The sequence below is a fragment of the Nocardia sp. bgisy134 genome, from assembly GCF_965341865.1.
Classification (GTDB): domain Bacteria; phylum Actinomycetota; class Actinomycetes; order Mycobacteriales; family Mycobacteriaceae; genus Nocardia.
On sequence record NZ_CBDQZP010000025.1, the window covers coordinates 56428 to 81158 of the forward strand.

The 24731-nt window shown below is 66.2% G+C and carries 22 protein-coding genes, 2 tRNA genes and 1 pseudogene; 10 read left to right on the top strand and 15 right to left on the bottom strand.

All coding sequences use genetic code 11. The features are described from left to right. Window positions 1-224: 224 nt before the first annotated feature. From ACRWNM_RS32580 to ACRWNM_RS32590, 3 genes are all read right to left on the bottom strand, one after another. Window positions 225-803, bottom strand: coding sequence for an ABC transporter permease (locus ACRWNM_RS32580; protein ID WP_431971992.1), 579 nt, complete (start codon window positions 801-803; stop codon window positions 225-227). A 34-nt stretch (window positions 804-837) separates the two neighbouring features. Beyond that, complete coding sequence (locus ACRWNM_RS32585; RefSeq protein ID WP_431971993.1) at window positions 838-1875, bottom strand: medium chain dehydrogenase/reductase family protein; 1038 nt, start codon at window positions 1873-1875, stop codon at window positions 838-840. 97 nt (window positions 1876-1972) lie between these two features. Continuing rightward, window positions 1973-2542: a TetR/AcrR family transcriptional regulator gene (locus ACRWNM_RS32590; protein ID WP_431971994.1), complete on the bottom strand. Its 570-nt coding sequence runs from the start codon at window positions 2540-2542 to the stop codon at window positions 1973-1975. Between the two features lie 236 nt (window positions 2543-2778). Here ACRWNM_RS32590 and ACRWNM_RS32595 point away from each other — a divergent pair, with 236 nt between their 5' ends. From ACRWNM_RS32595 to ACRWNM_RS32605, 3 genes are read left to right on the top strand one after another with little or no spacing between them, the layout of a single operon-like run. Next, window positions 2779-3948, top strand: coding sequence for an MFS transporter (locus ACRWNM_RS32595; RefSeq protein WP_431971995.1), 1170 nt, complete (start codon window positions 2779-2781; stop codon window positions 3946-3948). After that, window positions 3945-4361, top strand: coding sequence for a Dabb family protein (locus ACRWNM_RS32600; protein ID WP_431971996.1), 417 nt, complete (start codon window positions 3945-3947; stop codon window positions 4359-4361). The genes ACRWNM_RS32595 and ACRWNM_RS32600 overlap by 4 nt, the downstream gene beginning before the upstream one ends. Window positions 4362-4403: 42 nt before the next feature. Beyond that, a complete protein-coding gene (locus ACRWNM_RS32605; protein ID WP_431971997.1) occupies window positions 4404-4817 on the top strand; it encodes an ester cyclase in 414 nt (137 codons plus the stop codon). Here the strand turns inward: ACRWNM_RS32605 and ACRWNM_RS32610 are convergent. The 3 genes from ACRWNM_RS32610 to ACRWNM_RS32620 all read right to left on the bottom strand — a co-directional run bounded on the left by ACRWNM_RS32610 (window position 4814) and on the right by ACRWNM_RS32620 (window position 9243). After that, complete coding sequence (locus ACRWNM_RS32610; protein ID WP_431971998.1) at window positions 4814-7444, bottom strand: AAA family ATPase; 2631 nt, start codon at window positions 7442-7444, stop codon at window positions 4814-4816. The genes ACRWNM_RS32605 and ACRWNM_RS32610 overlap by 4 nt on opposite strands. A 151-nt stretch (window positions 7445-7595) precedes the next feature. Then, a complete protein-coding gene (locus tag ACRWNM_RS32615; protein WP_431971999.1) occupies window positions 7596-8279 on the bottom strand; it encodes a maleylpyruvate isomerase N-terminal domain-containing protein in 684 nt (227 codons plus the stop codon). Between the two features lie 418 nt (window positions 8280-8697). Beyond that, complete coding sequence (locus ACRWNM_RS32620; RefSeq protein ID WP_431972000.1) at window positions 8698-9243, bottom strand: carboxymuconolactone decarboxylase family protein; 546 nt, start codon at window positions 9241-9243, stop codon at window positions 8698-8700. A 141-nt stretch (window positions 9244-9384) separates the two neighbouring features. Between ACRWNM_RS32620 and ACRWNM_RS32625 the strand changes: the two genes are divergently transcribed. Beyond that, window positions 9385-10236 carry an AraC family transcriptional regulator gene (locus ACRWNM_RS32625; protein ID WP_431972001.1) on the top strand — a complete coding sequence of 284 codons (852 nt, stop codon included), beginning with the start codon at window positions 9385-9387 and terminating at the stop codon, window positions 10234-10236. Window positions 10237-10311: 75 nt separating this feature from the next. On the opposite strand, the gene ACRWNM_RS32630 is transcribed toward ACRWNM_RS32625, so the two are convergent. The 4 genes from ACRWNM_RS32630 to ACRWNM_RS32645 all read right to left on the bottom strand — a co-directional run bounded on the left by ACRWNM_RS32630 (window position 10312) and on the right by ACRWNM_RS32645 (window position 14644). Beyond that, the gene (locus ACRWNM_RS32630; RefSeq protein ID WP_431972002.1) at window positions 10312-11835 is read right to left on the bottom strand and encodes an FAD-binding oxidoreductase; all 1524 of its coding nucleotides are present in this window, start codon (window positions 11833-11835) and stop codon (window positions 10312-10314) included. 141 nt (window positions 11836-11976) lie between these two features. Then, complete coding sequence (locus ACRWNM_RS32635; RefSeq protein WP_431972003.1) at window positions 11977-13785, bottom strand: serine/threonine-protein kinase PknD; 1809 nt, start codon at window positions 13783-13785, stop codon at window positions 11977-11979. A 327-nt stretch (window positions 13786-14112) separates the two neighbouring features. Next, window positions 14113-14197 (bottom strand) — tRNA-Leu (locus ACRWNM_RS32640). Window positions 14198-14287: 90 nt separating this feature from the next. Further along, complete coding sequence (locus ACRWNM_RS32645) at window positions 14288-14644, bottom strand: winged helix-turn-helix transcriptional regulator (protein ID WP_431972004.1); 357 nt, start codon at window positions 14642-14644, stop codon at window positions 14288-14290. A 141-nt stretch (window positions 14645-14785) separates the two neighbouring features. Here ACRWNM_RS32645 and ACRWNM_RS32650 point away from each other — a divergent pair, with 141 nt between their 5' ends. Next, window positions 14786-15655, top strand: a complete 870-nt coding sequence (locus tag ACRWNM_RS32650) for an NAD(P)-dependent oxidoreductase (RefSeq protein ID WP_431972005.1) — start codon at window positions 14786-14788, stop codon at window positions 15653-15655. Window positions 15656-15752: 97 nt separating this feature from the next. Further along, window positions 15753-15837, top strand: a tRNA-Leu gene (locus ACRWNM_RS32655). Window positions 15838-15933: 96 nt separating this feature from the next. Here ACRWNM_RS32655 and ACRWNM_RS32660 read toward each other — a convergent pair. From ACRWNM_RS32660 to ACRWNM_RS32670, 3 genes and pseudogenes are all read right to left on the bottom strand, one after another. Beyond that, entirely contained in the window at window positions 15934-16395 is a 462-nt protein-coding gene (locus tag ACRWNM_RS32660; protein WP_431972029.1) for a transposase, read from the bottom strand. Window positions 16396-16439: 44 nt separating this feature from the next. After that, window positions 16440-16814, bottom strand: coding sequence for a hypothetical protein (locus ACRWNM_RS32665; RefSeq protein ID WP_431972030.1), 375 nt, complete (start codon window positions 16812-16814; stop codon window positions 16440-16442). Window positions 16815-16899: 85 nt separating this feature from the next. Next, window positions 16900-17142 (bottom strand): annotated as a pseudogene (locus ACRWNM_RS32670) (helix-turn-helix domain-containing protein); the annotation flags it as partial. A gap of 97 nt (window positions 17143-17239) precedes the next feature. Here ACRWNM_RS32670 and ACRWNM_RS32675 point away from each other — a divergent pair. Beyond that, window positions 17240-17566 carry a hypothetical protein gene (locus ACRWNM_RS32675; protein ID WP_431972007.1) on the top strand — a complete coding sequence of 109 codons (327 nt, stop codon included), beginning with the start codon at window positions 17240-17242 and terminating at the stop codon, window positions 17564-17566. A 105-nt stretch (window positions 17567-17671) separates the two neighbouring features. On the opposite strand, the gene ACRWNM_RS32680 is transcribed toward ACRWNM_RS32675, so the two are convergent. Next, the gene (locus tag ACRWNM_RS32680; RefSeq protein WP_431972008.1) at window positions 17672-17821 is read right to left on the bottom strand and encodes a hypothetical protein; all 150 of its coding nucleotides are present in this window, start codon (window positions 17819-17821) and stop codon (window positions 17672-17674) included. Between the two features lie 107 nt (window positions 17822-17928). On the opposite strand from ACRWNM_RS32680, the gene ACRWNM_RS32685 reads away from it, so the two are divergent. Beyond that, window positions 17929-21207 (top strand): protein kinase domain-containing protein, encoded by a 3279-nt coding sequence (locus ACRWNM_RS32685; RefSeq protein WP_431972010.1) that lies wholly within the window; start codon window positions 17929-17931, stop codon window positions 21205-21207. A gap of 169 nt (window positions 21208-21376) precedes the next feature. Here ACRWNM_RS32685 and ACRWNM_RS32690 read toward each other — a convergent pair whose 3' ends face one another. Continuing rightward, a complete protein-coding gene (locus ACRWNM_RS32690; protein WP_431972011.1) occupies window positions 21377-22006 on the bottom strand; it encodes a TetR/AcrR family transcriptional regulator in 630 nt (209 codons plus the stop codon). 107 nt (window positions 22007-22113) lie between these two features. On the opposite strand from ACRWNM_RS32690, the gene ACRWNM_RS32695 reads away from it, so the two are divergent. Continuing rightward, entirely contained in the window at window positions 22114-22908 is a 795-nt protein-coding gene (locus ACRWNM_RS32695; RefSeq protein WP_431972012.1) for an enoyl-CoA hydratase/isomerase family protein, read from the top strand. Between the two features lie 5 nt (window positions 22909-22913). Then, window positions 22914-24716 (top strand): AMP-dependent synthetase/ligase, encoded by a 1803-nt coding sequence (locus ACRWNM_RS32700; protein WP_431972013.1) that lies wholly within the window; start codon window positions 22914-22916, stop codon window positions 24714-24716. Window positions 24717-24731: the final 15 nt, after the last annotated feature.

The window sequence follows — 24731 nt, forward strand, 5'->3', positions numbered from 1 at the left end:
TGCGCGCCATGCCGATACCTTCCCGGATCGAGCATCGGCGTGGGGGAGTCCGGCCCCTCTGCCGGACGCAGACTTGTTTACTTGCCGTGCATTTGAAGCATCGCGCCATGCCAGCCCTCGCCTGGACTGCCGCTAGCCGTCGAGACGAGGTCACAGCGCGAAGGAGCGCCGCTTCGGACGATGACGTTCGAAGCAGCGCTCTTGCCGCGGCAGTCGGCGTGTGATCAGGCGTGCGCTGCTGCCAGGCGGCGTGGCTCGAGGATCGCGGCGAGCAGGTAGCTGCCTCCGCCGGCCAGTGCCAGCAGCCAATACAGGTTGGCGCCGTGGAAGAACAACGCGGCGCCCGACATCAGGGCGAGCCACGCGCCGAGGGAGTACTGCAGGACATCGCGGTAGGCGACGCCGCCAGCGAGGTGGAGCAGACCGACAACCACACCGGAACCGGTGGGCCAGAGCAGAGTCTGGATCGCCGGGTCGCCGATGACCGAACTCAGCGCTGTGATGACGACGAAGAGCGCGCCGAAGCCGATCACCCACGACGCAGCGAGCAGGCCGGAGACAAGGGGGTCGGCCGTGGCAGTGCGACGTGCCCGCCCGGCGGCGGCGCCGGTGATGGCCAACGCCGCGAGCAGACCCCCTCCCAGCAACAGCATCGGCACAGGACCGGGCAGGTCGACGAGCGGGTCGTCGCCGTGGGCCAGGGCGAAGGCGCCGTGGCCGACGAACCAGGCCGCACCGAAGCTCAGATAGGAGGAGCGGTTGTCCAGGATGGTGCGCGCGGACGCCGCGATGAGGTGGGACATGACAGTTCTCCAATGATGTGGGACGAAGACGGTTTCAGGCTTCGAGGGCGGGAACGAGCACGACCTTGCCGATGACCGTGCCGGATTCGGCCAGTGCCAGCGCACGGGCGGCTTCGGTCAGCGGAATGCGGGCGGCGACCTGTGGACGCACTGTTTCTTGCACGGCGAGCGCGAACACCGATCCCAGGTCTTCGGCGATCCGGTGACGGAAGCGGCCGGCATTGCGCTTGCCCGCCCAGATGTTGAAGAAGTGGGCATGGCGGCGGTTGGGCAGCGCGTTCCACCACAGCAGCCTGGCGAACAGCTTCAGCACCGGCAGGCGCGAGTCTCCCGCGACATCACGAGTCGAGGCGGTGCCATAGGAGACGAGGGTGCCGCCCGGGGCGAGCAGTCCAAACGAGTCCACGATGCCGGAGCCGCCGACATGGTCGAACACGGCATCGACCCCGCCCGGGGCCAGCGCCCGTACCTCGGCGGCCACGTCGCCGCGGTAGTCGATCCAGCTCGCGCCGAGCGCCTCGACCGCGGCGCGGTTGCGCGGCGATGCCGTGCCCAGGACTCGGATCCCCGCCGCACGGGCCAGCTGGACCAGTGTCGAGCCGACGCCCCCGTTGGCGCCGTGGACCAGAATCGTCGCACCACGGGGCACCGCAGCGGTGCGGTGCAGCATCTGCCAGGCCGTAATCCCATTCACCACCAGGGTTTCAGCTTCGGCGGCGCCCAGACCGGCGGGCACGGGGACAACGTCCGCGGCGTCGAGCAGGATGTGACTGGACCAGCCCCCGATCTTGGTCAGCGCGGCGACCCGCTGTCCGATCAGCGCGGGGTCGACCGACGCACCCGCCGCGGCGACGATGCCGACCAGGTCGTAGCCGGGCACGAACGGGAACGGCGGCTGGTCGTAGTACTTGCCCCGCCGCATTTGCTGCTCGGCGAAGGAAACGCCGGATGCCTCCACCGTGACGAGCACCTGCCCGGCGGCGGGCGCGGGCAATTCACGTGTAGTGACGAGCAGGCCGTCGGGATCGACGGTGCCGGGGAGAACGATCTCGGTGGCGTAGACGGTGGACATGGTGGAACCTCCTTATCATGAGTGACTGTTCACTCACTCTGGCTGTCAAAGAAATGCCCCCGAAGGGGCAGGGTGGTCGTTGCGTGGTCGCGCCGGCTCAGCGGGCGGCTGGGTGGCGGATGCCTGCGGTCAGCAGGGCGGCCCAGTCGCTGGTGTCGCCGTCCAGCCCTAGCGTGGTGATGAGGTGGCAGAGCTGGCCGTAGGCCATGAAACGCTGCACCTGTTCGTCGGTGGCGTCGGATCGTTGTTTGGCGAAGCGCGTCGTGCGGGCCAGGCCGCGGCGCATCGCGTCGGCGACCTCGGGGATATCGGCAGCGGACTGGGCGTGCACCTGCAGCATCAACAGGTTCTTGTCGCCGATCAGTTCGGCATAGGCGCCACCCATCTCGTGCAGGATCTGCTCCGGGCTCACCCCTTCGGCGCGGGCGGCCCCGGCCGACAGCGCCTTCTCGACGAGCTCGAAGCAGCGATCCAGGGCTGCGACGAACAGTGTGGTTTTGCCGGGGAACAGCTTGAACACATAAGCCTGCGAGATCCCCGCCTTGGTGGCTACCGCGCTGATCGGCGTGCCGTGAAATCCGGCACGGGCGAATTCCGCGATCGCCGCGTCGATCACCACGTCGCGTCGAGCATCCGAGGTCGAGAGGGTGGCACCGGGCTTCGTCATGTGAGTGACTGTACACTCACTCTCGGATGATGTCCAGCCACAGGCACGAAACCCCGATTCCGTTGTGGGCGTACACCTCTACCGCTCGGGCGTAGACGAATTCGGCAGGTCGGTCACTCGTGTCGGTGAAAACCACCTACGCGATTCCCGCGATGCGAATAGGTAATTCTCGCCGACGCGAAACACACTGTGCCACTGGAAGTCTCCCTCTCGTCACCGAACGACGAGGAGGAACGATGACCACCGCCCGGCACGCACCCCCGCGGGTGGCCCAGGCGACGCTGCTGGCCGCGGCCACGCTGACCATCATGGCCGCGGCCATCATCGCGCCGAGTCTGCCCGCGATGACCGAGGTCTTCGACACGGCGGATGTCATGGTCAGGCTGGCCCTGACGGTCACGTCGCTGGCGATCGCCATCAGTGCTCCGCTGAGCGGCACGGTCGCCGACCGCGTCGGGCGGCGACCGTTGCTCATCGGCAGCTTGGCGCTCTACGCGGTGGCGGGCACCGCAGGCTATTTCGTCTCCGATCTGGCCGTGCTGCTGGCCACCCGGGCGCTGCTCGGCGTCGCAGTCGGCGGGATCATGACCGCGGTCAGTGCGTTGATCACCGACTGGTTCGACGGACCACGGCGTGCCTCGTTCCTCGGGATGCAGCAGGCGGCGGCGAGCTTCGGCGGAGTGGTGTTCTTGCCACTGGCCGGTGTGCTGGCCGGCCTGGACTGGAAATTGCCGTTCTGGATCTACGCCGTGTCCGCACTGATCCTGCCGTTCGCCGTGCTGACGATCGGTGAGCCCGCCCGCGCCGCCACACCCACCGCGGCGTCCGGCGCGGCGCGGAAGTCGTTGCGCATCTACGGAATCTACGCACTCGCCCTGGTCGCGACACTCGCGTTCTACATGGCACCGACCCAATTGCCGTTCCTGCTCACCGATTTCCACGTCGGCCCCGCGGTCACCGGAATCGTGGTCGCCGGGAGCACACTGACCGGCGTCGTGGGTGCGCTGGCCTTTCCGGCCCTGCGCGGCAGGCTCACACCCACCACCATCACCACCACCAGCATCGGCCTGCTGGGGCTGGGCTGGCTGGTGATCGGCACCGCGGGATCTGTCGCGCTGATCGTGGCCGGACTGCTCGTCGGCGGCATCGGCGTCGGCCTCGTTGTGCCCAACCTGAACCTGCGCCTTGCCGACCTGGCAGCCCCGGAGCGGCGCGGCCAAGTCCTCAGCGGACTCGTCACCGGGATCTTCCTCGGCCAGTTCCTGTCACCGCTGGCCGTGCAACCACTCATCCAGACCATCGGCGTCGCTGACACTTTCGCTCTCAGCGGTGTCGCGATGACCGTGGGCGCGGCCCTGGCCGCGCTGTTCGCCCTGCAACAGAACAAGAACAGGAAAGTCGCATGATCTACCACGGCAACCGATTCACCATCAAGCCCTCCGCCACCCCCGAACAGGTCGAAGAGGCGCTCGAGAGCCTGCGCAACCAAGGCCGGGTCATCCCGTCGGTGAAGTCCTTCGTCGTCGGCCCCGACTACGGCGGCGAATACCACTACGGCGCGGTGTTCGCCATCGAGGACCTCGAGGGCTACTGGGAGTACCTCGTGCATCCGGCCCACCTCAACACCGACCGGGTCGGGCTGCCCCTGGTGGACAAGTTCGTGTCGTTCGACATCACCGACGACGAGGACCCGCAGCTGGCCGACAAGATCGCCGAGCTGCACCAGCGCCGCTACGACACCATGCCCGACATCGGCAAGCTCGTCTCCGAGCTCGGCGAATACAGCGGCAGCGCCGCCCCCGGCCAGCACGGCGAATAGCCCCGCCACCGACCGCTGACCGAACGAAGGAGGACCAGAACAATGTCCTACGACAAGATCGCCCAAGCATGGACCGACATATGGAACGGTGACCTGTCACTGATCGAAGGCACCGTCCACCCGGATTTCGTCTCCCATGCGGCACCGCTGCTGGGCGGACCTCCCGCAGACGCTGCCGGCCGCGACAACCTCGACACCTGGGTCGGTGGCATCCGGGCAGCTGTCCCCGACCTCCGCTTCACCGTTCAGGTCGGGCCACTGGTCGACGATCCCTATCTGGTGCTGCGTTGGCTCGGTCGCGGGACCTACCAGTCCGGTTTATCCGGTGCGGCGCCCGGACCGACTCCGATCGAGTTCTTCGGCACCGACATCCTGAGGGTGACCGACAACCTGATCAGTGAGTACTGGGCCAACGCCGACAGCATGTGGGTTGTCCAGCAGCTGGGCATTTCCTAAGGCTTCAGGTCGGGCATCTCCCGCAGCTGCCTGCGGGAGGTGATGCCCAGCTTGCGGAAAATGTTGCGCAGGTGGGCATCGATCGTGCGAGGGCTCAGGAAGAGCCGGTCGGCGACCTCTTTGGTCGTCGCACCGGCGGCCACGAGCCGCGCGATGTGCATTTCCTGCATGGTCAGCTCGTCGTGGGTGCGGGTGGAACGGCCGCCTGCCTGGGCTCCGGTGGCCCGCAGTTCGTCTGCGGCACGACGGGCGAACGCTTCCATCCCCAACTCCGACAGCCGGTTGTGCGCACTACGGAGCCGTTGGCGTGCATCCAGCCTGCGGTTCTGGCGGCGCAACCATTCCCCGTACAGCAGCTCGGTCCGGGCAAGGTACGGCGCGAGCCGGGTTCCGTCGAAGATCTCGATGGCTTCCAGATATGCCGGTTCGCCCCCGGTGACGAGAGCGCGGGCGCACGCGGTGACTCCGGTGGCCCACACCGTGCCGCTCGGCTGGGTGCGTTCGGTCAGTGCCGCCAGCGCGGCCTCGGCTTCGGTGCTGCGGCCGCAGTGCACGGCCGCCTCGATCAGTTCCGGCAGGGCGATGCCCGCGAGGAACAGGTCACCACCGGCTGCGGCCTGCTGAGCGGCGGCCAGCGCCGCCGGATAGTCGGCCAGACCGTTGCCCAGGACCGACTGGGCCCAGTGGATGTTGGCGATGAGCTGCCCGGCGCCGCGCGCGTCAGCCGCCGCTGCGGCCGCATCGAAGAGTTCGCGCGCTTCCTGCCGACGGCCGCGGACGGCGGCCAAATGCAGCCGCGGATACATCATCGGTGGCGCGCCGACGGCGTCGGCGATCGCTTCCTCTTCCGCGATCGCCGACATCGCCACGGCGAAGTCGCCGGTGTGCACGGCGCCGGAAGCCACCTGGGCAAGGCCGAGCCGCAGCATGACCGGCGCGCCGGAACCACGACCGGTTTTCATGATCCACTCGGTGATCACGTTGTGCGCGTCGATGTCCCACAGTTCGGCCGCGACCATCGTGGCCAGTGCGGGACGGGCAGCGAACGCGCCGACATCGGTGACGACCGACCGCAGTAAGGGCGCCGCCGCCCGGTGCCCCTGGGTGGTCAGCATGAGCAGCGCGTCGAGGATGTCCGGCGGTGCCGGAGACTGTGGGGCAGAACCTGCTTCACGTATCACCGAGTCCATCACCCCGCTGGCGTGGCCGACTGCCAACGCCATTTCCAGCGCGTCGAGGTAGCAGTCGCGCGACCATGCCGGATCCAAAGCGGCCAGCCGCTGCGCGGCACGGAGCATGAAACGCGGGCCGTCCCCGTCGCCGTGCCGACTGAACGCGATCTGCCCGCGCAACAAATCGACTCGCGCGAGCACCCCGTCGTCCAAGCCGCTGGTGTCCACGGTGGTCAGCAGATCCGAGGCTGCTTCGACAGCGCCTGCTTCCAGCGTGACCCGCACGGCCGTGAGTGTGCGCCCTGTGCGTTTGGCAGGGTCCAGCGACAGTGCTGCGGCGCGTTCGAGGAACGCTGCTGCGGCCGCGACGCCGCACCGGGCCTGAGCCCGGGACGCGGATGCTTCCAGTTCAGCGGCAACGGCTTCGTTCGGCCCGGCACCGGCATGAGCTCGGTGCCAGGCGCGGCGGTCGGCGTCGGTGACCGGATGGGTTACCTCAGCGAGCGCTCGGTGCACCGTATGCAATTCCGTTGCGTCAGCAGCCCGGTAGACAGCCGACCTCGCCAGCGGATGACAGAACCGCACCCGCGTGCCGAATTCGATCAGGCCCGACACTTCCGCAGCGCTGCTCACATCGACATCGATGCCGAGTTCGCGGGCCGCCGCCCACAACAGGGCGGGGTCGCCGGTCGGCTCGGCACTGGCGAGTGTCAGCAGTAACTGCACCGCGGCAGGCAATGCCGCCAACCTGGCCTGGAATCCACGCTCCACCCGGTTCGCCACCGACGACGTCTGGGGGAGAGCGAATCCATCGGTGCGCGGCAACTCCAGCAGCGCCAGCGGGTTACCGCGCGCCTCGGCGAGGATCCGGTCACGCACCCGAGAATCGAGCGTGGACTGCAGCAGCCCACGCGCCTCGTCGTCGGTCAGACCCTCCAGTTCCACACCGGGAAGCTCATCGAGCCCCTGGCGAGCCGCGAGGACCATCGCGACCGGTTCCGAAGCGATCCGGCGGGCAAGAAACATCAACGCCTTGGTCGATGCATCATCGAGCCAATGCGCGTCGTCGATCACACACAGCACCGGGCGATTACGCGCAGCCCCGCCGATCAACTCCAGGACCGCCAACCCGATACGAAACATCTGCGGCGCGCCGGTGGCCTGGCCGAACGCAACTCGCAGGGGCTCCGGCATCTCGTCCACCCGCCCCAACACCGGCACGCACAGCTGGTGCAGTGCAGCGAACGGCAACTCGGATTCGAACTCCGACCCCGATGCCTGCAGCACGAGAAACCCAGGCGCTCGGCCGATCTGCTCGAGCAGGGCGCTCTTACCGATGCCCGCTTCTCCCCGCAGTACCAGCACCCCGCCCCGGCCCGCGGCAGCCGAGCGCGTCAGCCCCTCCAGTCGGCCGATCTCGTCCTGTCTACCGACCAACGCCGAACGATTCTGCACAGCGCGCAACCTACTCGACACCGCAGTCGACTGCCGCCGGGGCCGATTCAGTGTTGAGCACTGGTGTCCGAAGGGGGACTCGACCACTACGCACACGACGAAACCACCGGTGCTCGCTGAACGAATGTGATTCCGTCACAACCCCATACAACTAGCCGAACCGTCTCCAGGTGATGTTCAGGCGCGCGAGTTCGGCTGACTCTCCGGTGGACAGCGCGGCGCGGCCGCTGGCTTTGGCCAACGCCGTCCGGCGGTCCCAACCCAGATGGGTAGCGGCGGGCTCGATCTGCAAGAAATCGCCCACGACCGCGGCGGCTTCGTGTGTAGTCCATGCCGACTCGCCGAGTGCGATGGCCATGTCGAGGCCGTGCAGAACCAGTTCGACAACGCGGGTGATCATGAACTCGCTCAACAACATCCCGTCGCCCCATCGGGTGGTGATCAGGCGATCGGCGGGTTGCCCCGATATCGCCGTGTCGGTTCGTCGCCAAGTGTCGTCGAATGCCGCGGTGATCGCGGCCGCGTTCGGATAAGCGGCGGCGTCGCGTTGGGCCATGCGCACCCGCTCGGCATTGGCAGCATCGTCGAAGATCGCCGACCGGTAGTAGTCGGCGGCGGCGATATCCGCTCGAGGTGGCGCGGGCGCGGCGAGCCCCGCGGGGACACGGGCAACAGCGGAGGTGATGTGCACCGCCAATTCGGCGACATTCCATGGCGGGCACGGAGTCGCCAGGGCGAATTGCGCCTCGGTCAGCTCGCCGAGCACCTCGCACAATCGAGAGCTCTCCGCACGGAAAGCCTGCGGCACACCATCTTCACCGGTCGTGTCGGACATGGCAGCACGAGGCCGGTCAGCATTCATGATCAACAGTGCTCCTGGTCATTGCACAACTATCGCCTGGGCAGTTCACCCTTCTCATCTTCGCCTGCGAACCCCTCATCTTGGTCGCGAGCCAGCCCGATCCTCGCGGCCCGCATGGTCTCGGCCACACGACGTTTCGACGCAGCAGGCGGCGACGGCGGTTTGGATCAGGCGGGATTCCTGGCGGTGGGGACTCCCGGACCGCTGGGGCGGTCGGGCTGGTTGCGAGTCCCGAGGAGGCGGGCGCACGTCCGAGTGGATGCGCGCCCGCCGCGGAACGATCTACGACGCCAGCGACTCTCTTTGGCACGTCGCGCTGATCGCCGCACTGATCGGGGCTGTCATCGCGCTATGACGTCGGCGGGATGACACTTCCGGTCGACGTCGAACATCAGTCGGCCCGCCGCAGGCCGACCGTGGGGAAGTCGACCGGGACTGCGAGGGCGATATTGATGTAGTTGGTGAACAGGTTGAGCGCGACCTGCCCGATAACCTCGACGATGTGCTCATCGCTCCAACCCTGATCACGCAGCGCCTGCACTTCCTCTGCCGTGACCTGGCCGCGCCTCTCCACCAGTTTCAGCGCGAAGCCTAGCAGTGCGGCCGTGCGAGGGTCATCGGAGTGGCCGGTCTGCGCGGCCTCCAGCGCCGCACGGCTCACCCCGGCCTTGCGTCCGAGAGCGGTGTGCGCGGCCAGGCAATACTCGCACGAGTTGCGGTTGGCGACGGCCACGGCGATCTGCTCGCCGAGCGCCGGCCCGAGAGCGCCGCCGCCGAAGGCGCGGAACGAAGCCCACATGCTCGTCAGAGCGGCAGGCGAGTTCGCGACGGCTCGGAACATCGCGGGCACGGTGCCGAACGCGGCATGGATCTGATCGAGCTGGTCCTCGACGGTTCCGGTCGCGGACTCACGCTCGGCAAGGGGGACAAGAGACATGGGCATTCCTTCAGTCGTGTTTCCAATGACGACTCCCGCAGGTTCCCGGCGGGCGACGCACCCTCAGACTGTCAGGATCAGCTGGACGAATTAATGCATATCATCTTGAATTCGTACCATATCGTCCGGCACACTTGATCCGTGTCTTCCCTCGACCGGCTCTCGCCTCTGCTCGAACGGTTCCGGGTGCGGACCCGCCTGTTCCATACCGGACCGTTGTGTGGCGTGACGACCTTCGACGCACAACCGGGACGAGGCTTCCTCCACGTGCTCCGGCACGGTGAGATGGAAGTGACACACCGAGGCGTCAGCGGTCGGCTGGAAAAGCGACGGATCGACAAGCCCAGCCTGCTGTTCTATCCACGCCCGCTGGAACACGCCTTCCGCAACGCACCCACCGAGGACTCCGACTTCGCCTGCGCAACACTCGACTTCGACGGCGGCCCGACCCACCCCCTCGTACGCACGCTCCCGCCCGTGATCGTGCTCCCACTGGACGCCGTCAGCACCCTCGAACCAGCACTCGATCTACTGTTCGCCGAGATCGACGATCTGCGATGCGGCCAACGACTGCTGGCCGATCGGCTCTTCGAAGTCGTCCTCATCCAGCTCTTCCGCTGGATTCTCGACCACGTCGACGAGCTCGCCCTGCCCACCGGCCTGCTGACAGGGCTCGCCGACGAACGCCTCGCCCGTACACTCGTCGCCATCCACGAGTCACCTGGGCGGGCCTGGACGCTCGCCACAATGGCGCAGGAAGCACGTATGTCCCGCAGTTCCTTCGCCGCCCGTTTCAAAGAGATGGTGGGCCAGCCACCCGCCGAGTACCTGACCGGATGGAGGATCACGGTCGCCCAGGATCGGCTTCGCGCCGGTGCCTCGATTGCTCGCATCGCCACGGAACTCGGCTACGCCAACCCACCGGCGTTCTCGCGGGCTTTCACACAAAGACTGGGATGCTCACCGCGCGCATGGCTGGCTACCGCACTCTGAGTCGGCGTCGGACATCGGCGCCGCCACTCTGCAGTCGGCACACCAATGATGCTCCTACCTGCGGAAATTCGCAGATCAGTGTGACGCGGGCGGGATGCTCTGCTCGTACTGGAAGACGTTGTGGGGGTCGTACTTCGCCTTGATCCTGCGCAGCCGCTCGAAGCGCTGGCTCCCCCAGTAGGCGGTCTCCCACTCTTGCATTCCGATGTTCGGCACGTTGACGTAGGCGCCGTCCACGTATGGCCGCAGCGCCTGGCTGAACTCAGCGGTCCATGCCTGGGCCTGCGAGGTCAGCGGGTCGCCGACGCCTGGTTGTGTCGAACGAGTCCCCCAGGCCGCGCCGATCTCGCCGTAGAAGAGCGCGTCGCGATGCGCGAACGCCGTGCCGCCGGGGGGCTCCCTCTTGATCGCCCCGCCGAAGGCATCGACGAAGTAGTTGCTCTCCTCTGTGGGAGCGTTTCGCATGAAGTCGCCGATGATGTCGATCGCCTTCTTCGGGAACCGCTCTTCGACGAACTCCGAGAAGAACTTCCAATTCGCGGGCTCTTGCGCGAGCGGGACCTGGGCTCCCGCGAAGATATCGCCCCAGTTACCGACCTGCACCGTGACATCGGGCGTGCCGACCGACAGGATCGGAGCCAGCATCTCTCTGGCCTGTGCCGCTGCCCCGTTCACAAGCCACGCGGACAGCAGGATCTGGGACTTGTGGATCTCGAGCTCGGATCCCAGACGGCTGTCGGCAGACGGTACCGCACGCTGCCACGCTTCGAAGACCCCGTACAGGTCCCCGAGTCCATCCCATACCGCCTGCACAGAGGCGAGATGCTCGAGCGGATGCACCTTATAGGTGAGTTGTGTGACGATCCCGAAGTTGCCGTTTCCCGCCCCGCGAAGCGCCCAGAACAGGTCCGAGTGGTGCTGTACGTCCGCGTTGATCACCTCGGCACAGTCGTGACCCGACGGGACGACGACCTCGGCCGCCATCAGGCTGTCGCAGGCCATGCCGAGCCAGCGGTTGAGGGGCCCGAGGCCACCGCCGAGCGTTGCGCCACACAGGCTCACGCTGCCCTCGCTCCCGGTTGTGACCGCAAAGTTCTGCTTCGCGAGCGTCGTCACCGCTTCCAGTTGGTTCAGCCCAGCACCGACCGTCGCGATACGAGCGCCAGGGTCGATCTGGACCGACTTCAGCTGGCTGACGTCGATTACGACGCCGTTGTCGATGTTCGACCAGCCTTCGAGGGCGTGGCGGCCGCTCCGCACCCGCAGCGCGATGTCGTGCTGCCGCGCCCACGTCAGGGCGTTCACCACGTCCTGGGTTTCCTGTGCGAAGGCGATGACCAGCGGATAGTGAGAAAAGAGCTGGTCCCAGCCGAGTCGCGCATCCGTGTACGACGCGTCACCCGGGCGGACGATGTGGCCGGTCAGCGTCGCGGGCGGGCATCCCGGGCTTTTGCTCGGGTGGTCCGCGGCCTCGATTCCCGGGGAGCTTGCGTCCGCAATATCCGGCGTGTCTGCGGCCGTGAGGCCCGAGACGACGACTGCTCCAACGCCAGCGGCAGCCGACGTCCTGAGCAGGTCACGGCGAGAAAGATCGCCCAAGGTTCAGATCCTCTCCATCGATCTACGCCAGTACCGGGCTGCCAGGGGAACTCCTTACCCGCTGGCCGCCGGGCAGTCCTGTGGTCGACCCCCGCACTGCGTTCTCGATCGCGGCACTGCTGCGATCGTGGTAGGCCGGGTTCAGCTAGCCGGGAGTTTCACCACCGGATCGGGGCCTAGATCGGTGATGTATACGTCGCCTGCCGAGTCGACCGCCACACCCTGGGGATTCTGCAGACCGGTGAACGGCAGCGGGGTCGGCGTCGACGCGCCGGCCGCCAACATCACCACCGATTTGTTACCCCAGTCGACGACGTACACGTCTCCCGCCGTGTCGACCGCCAAGGCCTGGGGATCTTTTAGCCCGGTGAACGGCAACATGGTCGATGCCGACGCGCCCGCCGCCAACATCTTCACCTGCTCGGTACCCAATTCGGTGACGTACACGTTGCCCGCCGGGTCGACTGCCACACCATCGGGACCTTGGAGCCCCGTCAACGGCAGCGGGGTCGGCGTCGCCGCGCCGGCCGCCAATTTCAGCACCCGATCATTACCCCGGTCGGCGACGTATACATCTCCCGCCCCGTCGACCGCCACACCGTGGGGATCCTTCAGGCCGGTGAACGGCAGCGGGGTCGGCGTCGCCGCGCCGGCCGCCAATTTCAGCACCCGATCGTTACTCGTGTCGCTGACGTATATGTTGCCCGCCGGGTCGACCGCCACATCCTGAGGATTCTTCAGGCCGGTGAACGGCAGCGGGGTCGGCGTCGACGCGCCAGCGGCCAATTTCAGCACCCGATCGCTACCCATGTCGGTGACGTATATGTTGCCCGCAGTGTCGACCGCCACACCGGTGGGCAGGCTGACGCCGGTAAACGGCAGCGGGATCTGTGACGAGTAACCCGAGGCGATGGATGTGGGCGACTGACCACCGCCGCCTGATTCCCGTTGGACACCGAGGACGACAGCCACGACGGACACCACCGCGACCGCGACCGCGGCGGCGAGCAGCCCGGCGGTCTTGGGCGACAATCTGATTCGCCGCCCACGGCGCGCAGCCACGCCCCCGGTGGTGTCGACCGCGGAATCGCCCACCGCGGCGCGGGCCGCCGCGGCCAGCTCGCGCACGGTCTGGTAACGATCGTCGGGATTCTTGGCCATCCCCATGGCGATGATGGCATCGAACGCAGTCGGTACATCAGGTGTAGTGGTGCTGGGACACGGCGGCGGGGTGTGCAGGTGATGGGCGATCACACCCTGCATCCCCAATGTGCTCGCAAACGGCGGCCGACCGGTCAGGCACTCATACAGCACACACGTCAACGCGTACACGTCCACACGGGCATCGGCCTTGACCTCCGCGTCGATCTCCTCCGGCGCCATGTAGGCGACGGTGCCGATCGTCTCGCCGGTCGCGGTCAGCGTACGGTCGTCGGCGGCGTGGGCGATCCCGAAGTCGATCAGGGAGGCGAACTCATCGGGCCCCAGCAGGATATTGGTGGGTTTGACATCGCGGTGGACCAGCCCGGCGTCGTGGGCCGCCTGCAGCGCGCCGGCCACCTGCGCGACGATCGCCACTGCCCGCTGCGGCGACAAGGCCCCTTCTTGCGTGATCACCTTGCGCAGGTCGGTGCCCTCGATCAAGCGCATATTCAGATAGAGCCGACCGTCGATGTCGCCGAAGTCGTGGATGGGGATCACATGCGGTTCGGTCAACTGCGCCACCGCCCGGCACTCCCGGCGGAACCGCTCGCGCAGCTGCTCGTCATCGGCGTAGCGCTCGGGCAACAACTTGAGCGCCACCACCCGGTTGGTCAGCGAATCATGCGCCCGCCACACCTGGCCCATACCGCCCTGACCCAGCACCGATAACAGCCGATAGCGCCCGAACGTCACCGCTGGCCCCGACGCCCGGGCGGTGTCCCCGCCACCCATTGGTATGTCGTCCATTGTGCCGTCCCGTGACCACTCGTCTGGCTAACGGCGTACTCGCTTGCAATCCAACCCGCGCCCGCGAGCGGATAGGTCCACACTAGTCGATTCAGCCAGGCCAGATGCTCAATAGTCGAACGCTATCGTCGGTGTACCCAAGGTCACTCGGCTGCCGCGCGGCACCCCGCAGCAAATTGCCGCTGCCCAGGTCGACGGCAAGCCGCCACAGCTCGAACCGATTGTTCTCGTGCCCTACGATCCGCGCTGGCCGCAGATGTTCGACGAGCAAGCTGGAACAAGTCACGGCGGAGGCGAACCCACGACCACAGCTCGGCGTACTGTCTGTGTCCGAAGGGGGACTTGAACCCCCACGCCCGATAAAGGGCACTAGCACCTCAAGCTAGCGCGTCTGCCATTCCGCCACCCGGACCGGTGTGTTCTGTTGTGTCCGTGGCGACTTGGCGTCGCCAACGGATCATGATCATAAAGGGATGGGTGGGCCGATCGCCAAATCGGCAGGTCAGGCCGGGATGTGGACGCGGTCGGCGCCGATGCGATCGATGCGGTCGCGACCCCAGGCGCCGAGCGGTTCGAGTGCGCGGTTGAGGGTCGAACCCAGCTCGGTGAGTTGGTATTCCACGCGCGGCGGGATCTCCGGGAAGATCTCGCGGGTGACGATGCCATCCTCCTCGAGCTCGCGCAGCTGTTGGATGAGCATCTTCTCCGAGACGCCGGGCAGACCGCGGCGCAGCTCGCCGAAGCGGCGCACACCGTTCACCTCGAGCTCCCAGAGGATCAGCGCTTTCCACTTGCCGCCGATCACGTCCATGGCCGCGTCGATGCCGCAGAAGTATGGTCCCGATCTCTTTGCGCCCATCGCCGAACCTCGCTAGCTGCTCACACACGTGTTGGTAAGTACCCGACCGAATAGTAGGTACTTGTCGACCCAACGTCACTCGAGCAGTGTTGATTCCAGCGCGCTGACCACAACGTTTCCAACCCAAGGAGTTGACCCGCGATGGCGGAAATCCAGCAGACCTCGGTGACGGTTCTCGGTCTCGGCGCGATGGGCCAGGCCCTGGCGTCGGCCTTCCTGAAGACCGGCCGGCCCACCACCGTCTGGAACCGGACCCCGGGCAAGGACGCCGACCTCGTCGCGGCAGGCGCGGTCGCCGCGGCCACCGTGGACGAGGCCGTATGGGCGGGGGAGGTGATCGTGGTCGTACTGCTCGACCACGCGTCGGTGCATGCCGCGCTCGATCCGGTCGCGGACCGGCTGTCCGGCAAACAGGTGATCAACCTGACCAGCACCGCGCCGGAGGAAGCGCGCGAGCTGGCCCGGTGGGCCGAACGGCACGGCATCGACTACCTCGACGGCGGCATCATGGCGGTGCCGCCGATGATCGGACAGCCCGGCGCGGCCATTCTGTACAGCGGGTCGCGCAAGGTCTTCGACGACAACCGCGAGTTGCTCGAATCCGCCGCCGCCGCAGACTATTTCGGTGACGACGCGGGTCTCGCGTCCACCTGGGATTTCGCGCTGCTGTCGAACATGTACGCGATGTTCGCCGGTTTCTTTCACGGCGCGGCACTGGTGCGCTCCACCGGAGCCTCGGCTTCCGCGTTCGCCGAACGTGCGACCGCGTGGATCACGGCGATGGCCCAGCTCCTGCCGGAATACGGCCGGATCATCGACGGCGGCGACTACGCCACCGACGTGCAGCACCTGGCCTTCCACAAAGCCGCGCTCGACGCCATCGCGCGCGCCAGCCGCGACGCCGGCGTCGCGCTCGATGTGGTCGGTCCGATCAAGAATCTGATCGACCGCCAGGTCGCCGACGGCCACGGTGCGCTCGCCTTCGAGCGCACCTTCGAAGAGCTCCGCTGACCCCACCCCCGACAGCCCGAACCTGCCCGGTGGCCTGCGGTTTGTACCGCGATTTGGTCCCAGCCGCCGCATCCGTTAACCTTGCTGAGCACCACCGGTCCGGGTGGCGGAATGGCAGACGCGCTAGCTTGAGGTGCTAGTGCCCTTTATCGGGCGTGGGGGTTCAAGTCCCCCTCCGGACACAGATAAATAGCAGGTCAGGGGCGTAATCGCGAGATTGCGCCCCTTCTGCGTCCACATTGCGGTCCACAAACTGGGGAATCTGAGGGGATTCGGCCTTAGTGGTTTCGCCCGCAAGTTCTTCGGGGGTTCACGCGGCTGCTGGTGATGCGGCAGTCTGGTGACCGCAGCCGGTGGGCTGTTGGGAGTGCTCTTTCTGTTCGTGCCGTTCGATCCGGGCCATCAGGTCCTCGAGGTCGGCCGGGGGTGAACTTCCATTCGAAGGGCCGGGCGGTCTCGTGGTAGCGACGCCCGAAGACGGTGAGTCGGTCTTCGACCTGGTCAAGGCTGGTGAAATCGTTGGGAGACACGACCTTTCGTTGCACGATGGAGAAGATCTCCACTTGGTTCAGCCAGGAGGCGTGCACCGGGGTGTGGACCATGACCGCGTTGGGAAACCGTGCGGCCAGCCGATCGGCAGCGGCTTTGCCGCGGTGCGAGGATCCGTTGTCGACCACCCAAAACACCCGTTTGGCCGAGGCGTAGGGCTCGCTGGTCGCTACTTTCTCCACCAGGGTCATGACTTCGCCGCGCAGTGCCCGAATACCTGGGCGTGGTGAACGTCTTAGGCGGCCAGGTAGGCCACCGAGCCTCCGCGGTCGTATTCGTGGTTGACACGCATCATGCGGGCGGTGCCGGGCGGCAGCGTGGGGTGGCAGCGGCAGCGGGCCTGGATCGAGGTCTTCTCGTCCGAGGAGATCACATACTCGTCGTCGGGGAGCGGGGTGCCGTCGAACACCCGCTGGTATAGGTCGAGTACTCGGGCCGCTTTCGCGGCGAAGTCCGGGTCGCGGATGAACACCCATGACTGATACTGCCATGGTTTGAGCACATCCTCGGCCAGGATCCGGCCGACGGTCGAGGCCGAGATCGCTGCCACGATCCCCCGGCCGATCGCCTCGGTGGCCAGGTCGGTGCTGCTCCACCGTGACAGCGGCACGCCGGCTTCGGCTGGGAGCTGGCACGCTAGGTGCTTTGATCTCGGCGCGTTGGACGGGAGTGAACCGGGGTGGCCGGCCCGATCGCGGCCGGTCTTGCAGCCCGGTCAGGCCGTGGTCTGCGTATCGGTCACGCCAGGTTCGCACCGTGTCGAGATGAACTGCCTGCCGCACGGCGATCTGGTTGTTGGAGTGGCCATGAGCGGCATCGAGGACGATCCGGACACCGACGACCAGCCCGATCTCGGCGGTGCGGGAGTAAGCCAGTTTCTCGAGCCGTCGCGGCTCGGACGCGGTCAGCACGATCTGGCGGGCACGGGGGACTGGCACGAAAATGACAGACTTTCAACGACTTTCGAGATATCAACCGCCACGACCTTGCCCGATTACCTCACCTGGGCCGATTCGACACGCCGCAGCAGGCAAGATGACCCTCATGCCCGTGATCCCGGACTCGACCAAGACTTCCCTGGCCCAGCGGCTGCGCCAGCACGCCCGCGACTACTGGCCGCAGCTGACCGGCCTGCATGTCCGCTACCACGGCCAATTCGCCTACGTCGAGGGCGAACTGGCCGATGGCGACCGGCTGCCCCTCATCCGGCTCCACTACGGCGGATCGGCCTCGGTCTGGGGATTCGGCCTCTACCTCGCCAGCAGCGGCAAGTACGAAAACCAGATCCTGCCCACCGGATTCACCGCAGGCAGTCCCCAAGAAGCCCTCGACTGCGCCTGCGACCTCTACCTCGGGCACTGACCCCCGAAGAACTTGCGGGGGGAACCACTTAGTGCCGCGATTCGGGGAGATGGGCCCTGGTGCTGGGCCGGTTGGGGGGAGGTGGAGGCGCATCAGTAGGTGGAGTTATTGGCCGTTGGAGCGGCTGCCCAGGTCGCCGTCGATAACCCGGTCGAGGTTGCCGAGCTGTTGGGTAGGTTGCGGTCGGTCGGGGCGCACCGGCAGGTGAAGATCCTCGCCGACAGAGCCGCCGCTCATGTCTCGATCGACAGCCATACCGATAGCAAAGTGGCCGACGTTCGGTGGGGATACGCTGGGCCTATAACGAAGAGTTGACCCAGATTGCTCGGTGCCGGGAACGCAGGCGGGTGGTGTGCTTGCTGATGGGTGAGGATGATCCGTTCCGGACGATCCGTGGCGTGTTAGAGCCGGTCACGGAGGAATTGGCTGCGGCAGGGTTCGAGGATGCCGAAGAGGTCGGGCGGGGCGGTTTCGGGGTGGTATATCGCTGCACACAGTCGGAGCTGGATCGGGCGGTGGCGGTGAAGGTGCTGACCGCGGAGCTGGACGCAGAGAACCGTGCGCGGTTTTTCCGAGAGCAGCGGGCGATGGGCCGGTTGACCGGGCATCCGAACATCGTGACGGTGCTGGAGGCGGGTACCACTGCGAGTGAACGGCCGTATCTGGTGATGCCGTATCACCCAATGGATTCGCTGGACGCACGGATCCGCGGGCAAGGCGCGCTTCCGTCTGAGACCGTGCTGTGGATCGGGGTGAAGATCGCCGGAGCGCTGGAGAGCGCCCACCGCCTCGGCATCGTGCATCGCGATGTGAAACCGGGCAACATTCTGCTGACCGATTACGGTGAGCCCGCGCTGACCGACTTTGGTATCGCCCGAATCGCCGGGGGGTTCGAAACAGATGCGGGTGCCCTGACCGGGTCGCCGGCGTTCACGGCCCCGGAGGTGCTCGAGGGGCAAGCTCCCACTGCGGCCGCGGACGTCTACGGGTTGGGAGCCACCCTGTTCTGTGCGCTGACCGGTCATGCGGCCTTCGAACGACGCAGCGGGGAGCAGGTGGTTGCGCAGTTTTTGCGGATCACAACCCAGCCGGTGCCGGACTTGCGCGAGCAAGATATCGCCGCGGACGTGGCGGCGGTGGTCGCGGCGGCGATGAACCGCGATCCGCAGCGGCGGCCGTCGGCGGCGGAGCTGGGGGAGGCGATCCAGCAGGTGCAGCGCAACCACGGATTCACCGTGGACGAGATGGCGCTGCAGCCTGGACCACTCCCGGAACGCCGGGACCCTAAGCGTGCCATGCGGGGATGGCGCGCGCCGACGTCGGCGACTGCACAGGGTGGCGGCTCCTTACCGCTGGAGTTGACCAGTTTCGTCGATCGGCGCACCGAGCTGGCGGAGATGAAGAATTTGCTGTCCTCGGTGCGGCTGTTGACATTGACCGGGATCGGTGGTGTCGGCAAGACGCGGCTGGCGCTGCGGGGAGCGGCGACGGCGCCACGGGAATTTGCCGACGGGATGTGGCTGGTCGAGCTGGCCGACGTGTCCGATCCGGCGCTGCTGGTCAACGCGGTGGCGGGCACGCTCGGATTGCGCGACGAGTCGGCGCGGCCGTTGCGCGAGGTGGTGGTGGAGTTCTTGTCCGCGCGGGAGGCGCTGCTGGTGTTGGACAACTGCGAACATCTGGTGGCGGCGGTGGCGGAGGTAGTCGAGACCTGGTTGCGGAAGTGTCTGAACCTGCGGGTCCTAGCCACCAGCCGCGAACCGCTGGGTATCGCCGGAGAGGCGGTACTGCAGGTGCCGCCGCTGCCGGTTCCGGCTCCGAATCGCAAGCCGTCGCTGCGAGAGCTGCCCCGTTACGACGCGGTGACCTTGTTCGCCGATCGTGCGACCGCGGTGGTGCCAGGTCTGGAACTATCCGACGACGACAAGGCAGCCGTGGCCCGGATCTGTGCCCGGCTCGACGGATTACCACTGGCGATCGAACTGGCGGCGGCGCGTGTGCGCACGATGTCGCCCGGGCAGATCCTGCAGCGGCTCGATGATCGGTATGCGCTGTTGACCCGGGCCAGCCGCACCGCGCCCACCCGGCAGCAGACGCTGCGGTGGTGTGTCGACTGGAGCTACGGATTGTGCACCTTGGCCGAGCAGCGGCTGTGGGCCCGGCTGTCGGTATTCGCTGGTGGTTTCGAACTCGATGCCGCCGAAGAGGTGTGCGGGGTGGATCTGGCTCGAGAGGATCCGCTCGATGTGTTGTCCTCGCTGGTGGACAAGTCGATCCTTATCCGGGAGGAGTCCGATGGCGTGGTGCGGTTGCGGATGCTGGAGACGGTGCGCGAGTACGGCCGGCAGAAGCTGAGGGAGTCCGGCGAGGCTCAGCAGCTGCGGAACCGTCACCGCGATTGGTACCGCCAGTTGGCGTTGGCCGCGGAGGCGGAGTGGATCAGCGATCGGCAGCCATATTGGATCGCCAGGCTCGATCGCGAGCAACCCAACCTGCGCGACGCGCTCGAATACAGCCTGACCGAGAAAACCAAGGAGGCAGCCGAAGCCGGGCTGCGCACCGCTGCCGCGTTGTTCGGGTTCTGGATTTTCCGAGGTTTGTACGGCGAAGGTCGTCGCTGGATCGACCGGCTCCTCGATCACCCTGCCCGGCAGTCCGTACCTGATCGTGTCAAAGCGCTTCATGCCGGCTGCTTTATGGCGGCGATGCAGGGCGATCTGCCTGCCGCGGCGGCCCTCGCCGAGGAGGGCCACACGCTCGCAGAACGGGATCCCACCCGGATGACCCGGGCGCTGATCAGTCACGCCGACGGTGCCGTGGCGCTGTATCGCGGTGAGCTTGCCCTGGCGTGCTCCTCCTTCGAACGCGCCGTCGAGATGGTCAGCTCGCATCGGCAGGGGTTCTTTCACGTTGCTACTTTGTTGATGCTCGGTGTGGTGCACGAACTGGCCGGTGAGACACAGCGTGCGATCGAGTGTTATCGGCAGCTGCTTTCGATTACCGAAGCATGCGGTGAATCGCTGTTCCGGTCGTCCGCGTTGTGGGGCATGGGAATTGCGGTCTGGCAGCAAGGTGAGCGGGCCCTGGCCATCGAACTGCTCGAGAGTGCGTTGCGAGTCAACCGGCGAATACACAGTCCGGTTGTCGCCGCGTTGAGTCTCGAGGCACTGTCCTGGACTGTCGGCGCTGCTGGTAACACTGAACGCGCGGCTGTACTGATGGGAGCAGCGCAGGAACTGCAGCGATCCATGGGCGCTACGGCGAGTGTCTTCCCGTTATCGCAACAGCACGCCGACTATGTCCGGATGACGCGATCCGCCCTCGGCGCACGTGGATTCGATGCGGCCGTCCGCAAAGGGCAGAAGATGGGGATGGACGAGGCCGTGGCCTACGCACTCGGCGAGCAGCCCCCCAACAGCACGGCGACGTCGGGTCCGGGCGTGGCGCTGACCAAGCGTGAGCGCCAGGTCGCAGCCCTCATCGCCCAGGGCCTGACCAACAAGCAGATCGCCGCGGAACTGGTGATCTCCCCACGCACCGCCCAAGGCCACGTCGAGCACATCCTCACCAAACTCGGATTCACCTCTCGCGCACAGATCGCGGCCTGGATCGCAGAAGACGCTGAACGACAGCATCGTTGATCGTGCCGACCCGCACTGGATTCCGGTATCAAGTTCGAGACGGCACGTCGTCTCAGTGATCCTGGTCGCACGATCCCGAAGCCACCTGGCGAATTCCATTGGGTGCCAGGGCATTCATGCAAAGGATACTTGGTTTGCGGCATGCGACCCCGCCGCGACTGGTCCGCCTCTAGGCGATCAGGGTAGGGATCGTGTTGCACACGGCGCGCAGTGACGCGTCATCGCGAGTCGACAGTGCGACGACGAAGGCGCCTTGGATCAGGGCGAGTACGCCATCGGCCAGTTCATCGGCCGTGCGATCACGGCGTATGTCGCCTGCGGTCTGGCCTGCTGCCAGGATGTCGCGTAGTCGCGACTGCCATTCGCGCATGTCGGTGCCGAGCTGATCGCGGAAGACGTCGGATGTCGCGGCGACCTCTGTGGAGAACTTGCCGAACAGGCAGGCGCGTTGGTAGCCGGATATGACGAAGTGATCGACCATCGCCGAGAAGTAGCCGGTCAGTCTGTCGGGTGTGCTCAGGCCGGGCTTGCCGGCCCATTTCTCCAGAAGATCGAGCTGGAATTGGCCATAGCGCTTCAGGACAGCTTGGCCGAAGGCCTCTTTGGATCCGAAGTGGTGATAGAAGGAGCCCTTCGGAACACCGGACGCATCGAGTATCGCGTCGACGGTCGTTCCGTGGAAACCGTTCGCATAGAACAGCTGCATTCCGTGCTGAAGGAGTCGCTCCTTGTGTGAGGGCTCCTTGCCGACCGCGGTGCTCTGACTGCGGGTTTCCTGCGTCTTCACCTGCCCAAGCATAACGGCACCACCTGCCCTGCCTTATCGATGACTCTTGACGATACAGTCTAGCCGATTTAGTCTAGCCCCGCTGCCAGTGCCGACCACGGTCCCCAAGGAGTCAGTCAGTGAGCACCACGAGCTATGAATCGAACGGTGATATCGCCGTAGTGACCTTGTCCAACCCTCCGCTGAATCTGTTCGTCGCCTCGATGGCCGAAGGCATCGATGAAGCGGTGCGGCGGGCGACGGCGGAGGGCAGACGCGCCATGGTGATCAAAGCTGACGGCCCGGTCTTCTGCAGTGGTGCCGATGTCAGCCAATTCCAGGGTCTGACCTCTGAGACCGGGGCGGAGTTGATCTCTCGCGCCACGAAGCTGCTCGGGGCGCTCGAGGACGCCCCGTTTCCCGTTATCGCCGCCGTTCACGGAATGTGTTTGGCCGCGGGGATCGAAGTGGCCTTGGCGTGCGATCTGGTTATCGCCGCCGAGGACACGAAGTTCGCGCAGGTGGAGGCGATGATCGGAGCGACAACCCTGCTGGGAGGGGTGTACCGGCTGGCCGAGCGTTGTGGTCCGGCGCGTGCCAAGGAGATCGTTTACACCGGCGACTTTTACACCGCGCACCAATTCCAGCAATGGAACATCGTCAACCGCGTCGTGCCCGGACCGCAGCTTCACGAGCAGGCGCTGGGCTGGGCCCAGCAACTCGCCGCCGGCCCGACTCGCGCGCATCAAGCCACCAAGAGGCTGGTCCGTGAATTTCTCGAGCACGGTTCACGACAGACCGATCGCTACCTCGCCGACATCGCGCCGGTGCTGTTCGAGACCGGGGACATGCGTACGGCCGTCGACTACCTACTGCGACACGGGGCGCGCAAACTCGCACAGAGTTGTGACGAGATCCGCTTCGAAGGCCGGTGACCGTCATGCACCCGACCACCGATCGCTCCACGTTGTGCCACCGATTCGCCGCTACGACAGCGACACATAACGACCTACCCGCGGTGTCGTGGCACGAAGGCTCAAATCAACGCACGTTGAGCTGGTTCCGATACCGGGAAGAGGTTCTGAACCTCGCCGGCGCGTTCCTGCGACTCGGCCTGAATTTCGGCGACACGGTGGCTATCGTCGCCGACAATCGGTCCGAGCATCTGCTGGCCGATTGGGCGGCTCTGCACTGCGGTGCGGTACCGGTCAGTGTCTATCCCACGATGGCCGCGGAGCAGATGGACTATGTCCTGTCCGACTGTGCGCCTCGGTTGATCGTGGTGGTCGGCCATCACCAGCAGCAGATCGTGCGTGAGTTGCCGTGGGTGGTAGGAAATCGCCCGAAACTCGTCTTGTTCGAGCCTTTGAGCGACCCGATTGCGCCGGATGAGTTCAGCTGGGACGAAGTGGTGGCGCTCGGGCGTGACAGCCGCACATGGGTCGCTGACGAACTCGATACCCGTATCTCGCTGGTAGAACCGGCGAGCCCGGCCACGATCGTCTACACCTCCGGGACAACTGGAATGCCCAAAGGTGTGGTCTTGACCCACGGCAACGTGTTGTGGGAAGTCGATGCGATGGTAAGCACCGGCACCGTCGACTACGCCTACCGGTCGGTATCCCATCTGCCGTTGGCTCATGTCGCGGAACGTCTTTGGTCGCTGTATCTACCGATGCGACTGGGCGGACACGTATTCTGCTGCCCCGACTCCGCACAGCTGGTCCTGGCGCTGCAGACTCATCGGCCGAGTTTTTTGATGACGGTCCCGCGGGTCTGGGAGAAGCTGCGCACCGCCGTCGATCACATCGCCTCCTCGTCACCGTTCGCGGATCGACGCTCGGAAATCGCACGAGATCGCAAAATTCTGCGCGAGGTGGCCGAGGCGCGACTGGAAGACCAGCATGTCTCCGCGTTGCAAGCGACCGCGGCAGCGCATGCGCGGGAAGGCGTGCTGCGCGAGATTCGGCAGGCCCTTGGTCTCGACGGTGTGATCTACCCGTGCACCGGCGCCGCGCCGGTCTCGCACGAGTTGCGACTGGATCTGGCATCGGTGGGGATCGATGTGCATGTGGGCTACGGAATGACCGAAACCTGCGGGATCGCCACCGGTGACCGGTTCGGATGCGGCGGCCGCGACGCGGTCGGGACTCCGCTGCCCGGTGTCGATATCTGGATCGCCGCGGACGGCGAAATCCTGGTGAGAAGCCCGGGAAACACACCAGGCTACCGCCACGGCGATGGCGTCGAGCTCTACACCGAGACCTGGCTGCATACCGGTGATATCGGATTCCTCGACCCGGCGGGCCGCCTGCACGTCACCGATCGGCGCAAAGAACTGCTGATCACCTCATCGGGCAAGAACATCGCGCCGACGGCGATAGAGACACGCCTTGCCGGTCAGTCCTTCCTCGATACGGTCATCGCGGTGGGCAACGATCGCCCGTATGTAGTGGCGCTGCTGACTGTCGAACCCTCGCTGCTCGTGAAATTCGCCCGCGAACGCGACATCGATGACACCGACATCGCGGCGCTGCTCGATCACCCCGTGGTCCGCGCCGAAATCGACGCTGCCGTCGAGCGCGCCAATCAAGGGCTTTCTCGCCCGGAGCAGGTCAAGAAGTACCGAGTGCTCGCCGACCAGTGGAGTCCCCACACCGGCGAGCTCACTCCCACCTTCAAGATGCGCCGCAATGTCATCACTGCGAAATACAGCGCGGTGATCGAGGACCTCTACCGCTGACTTTCACCAGAAAGG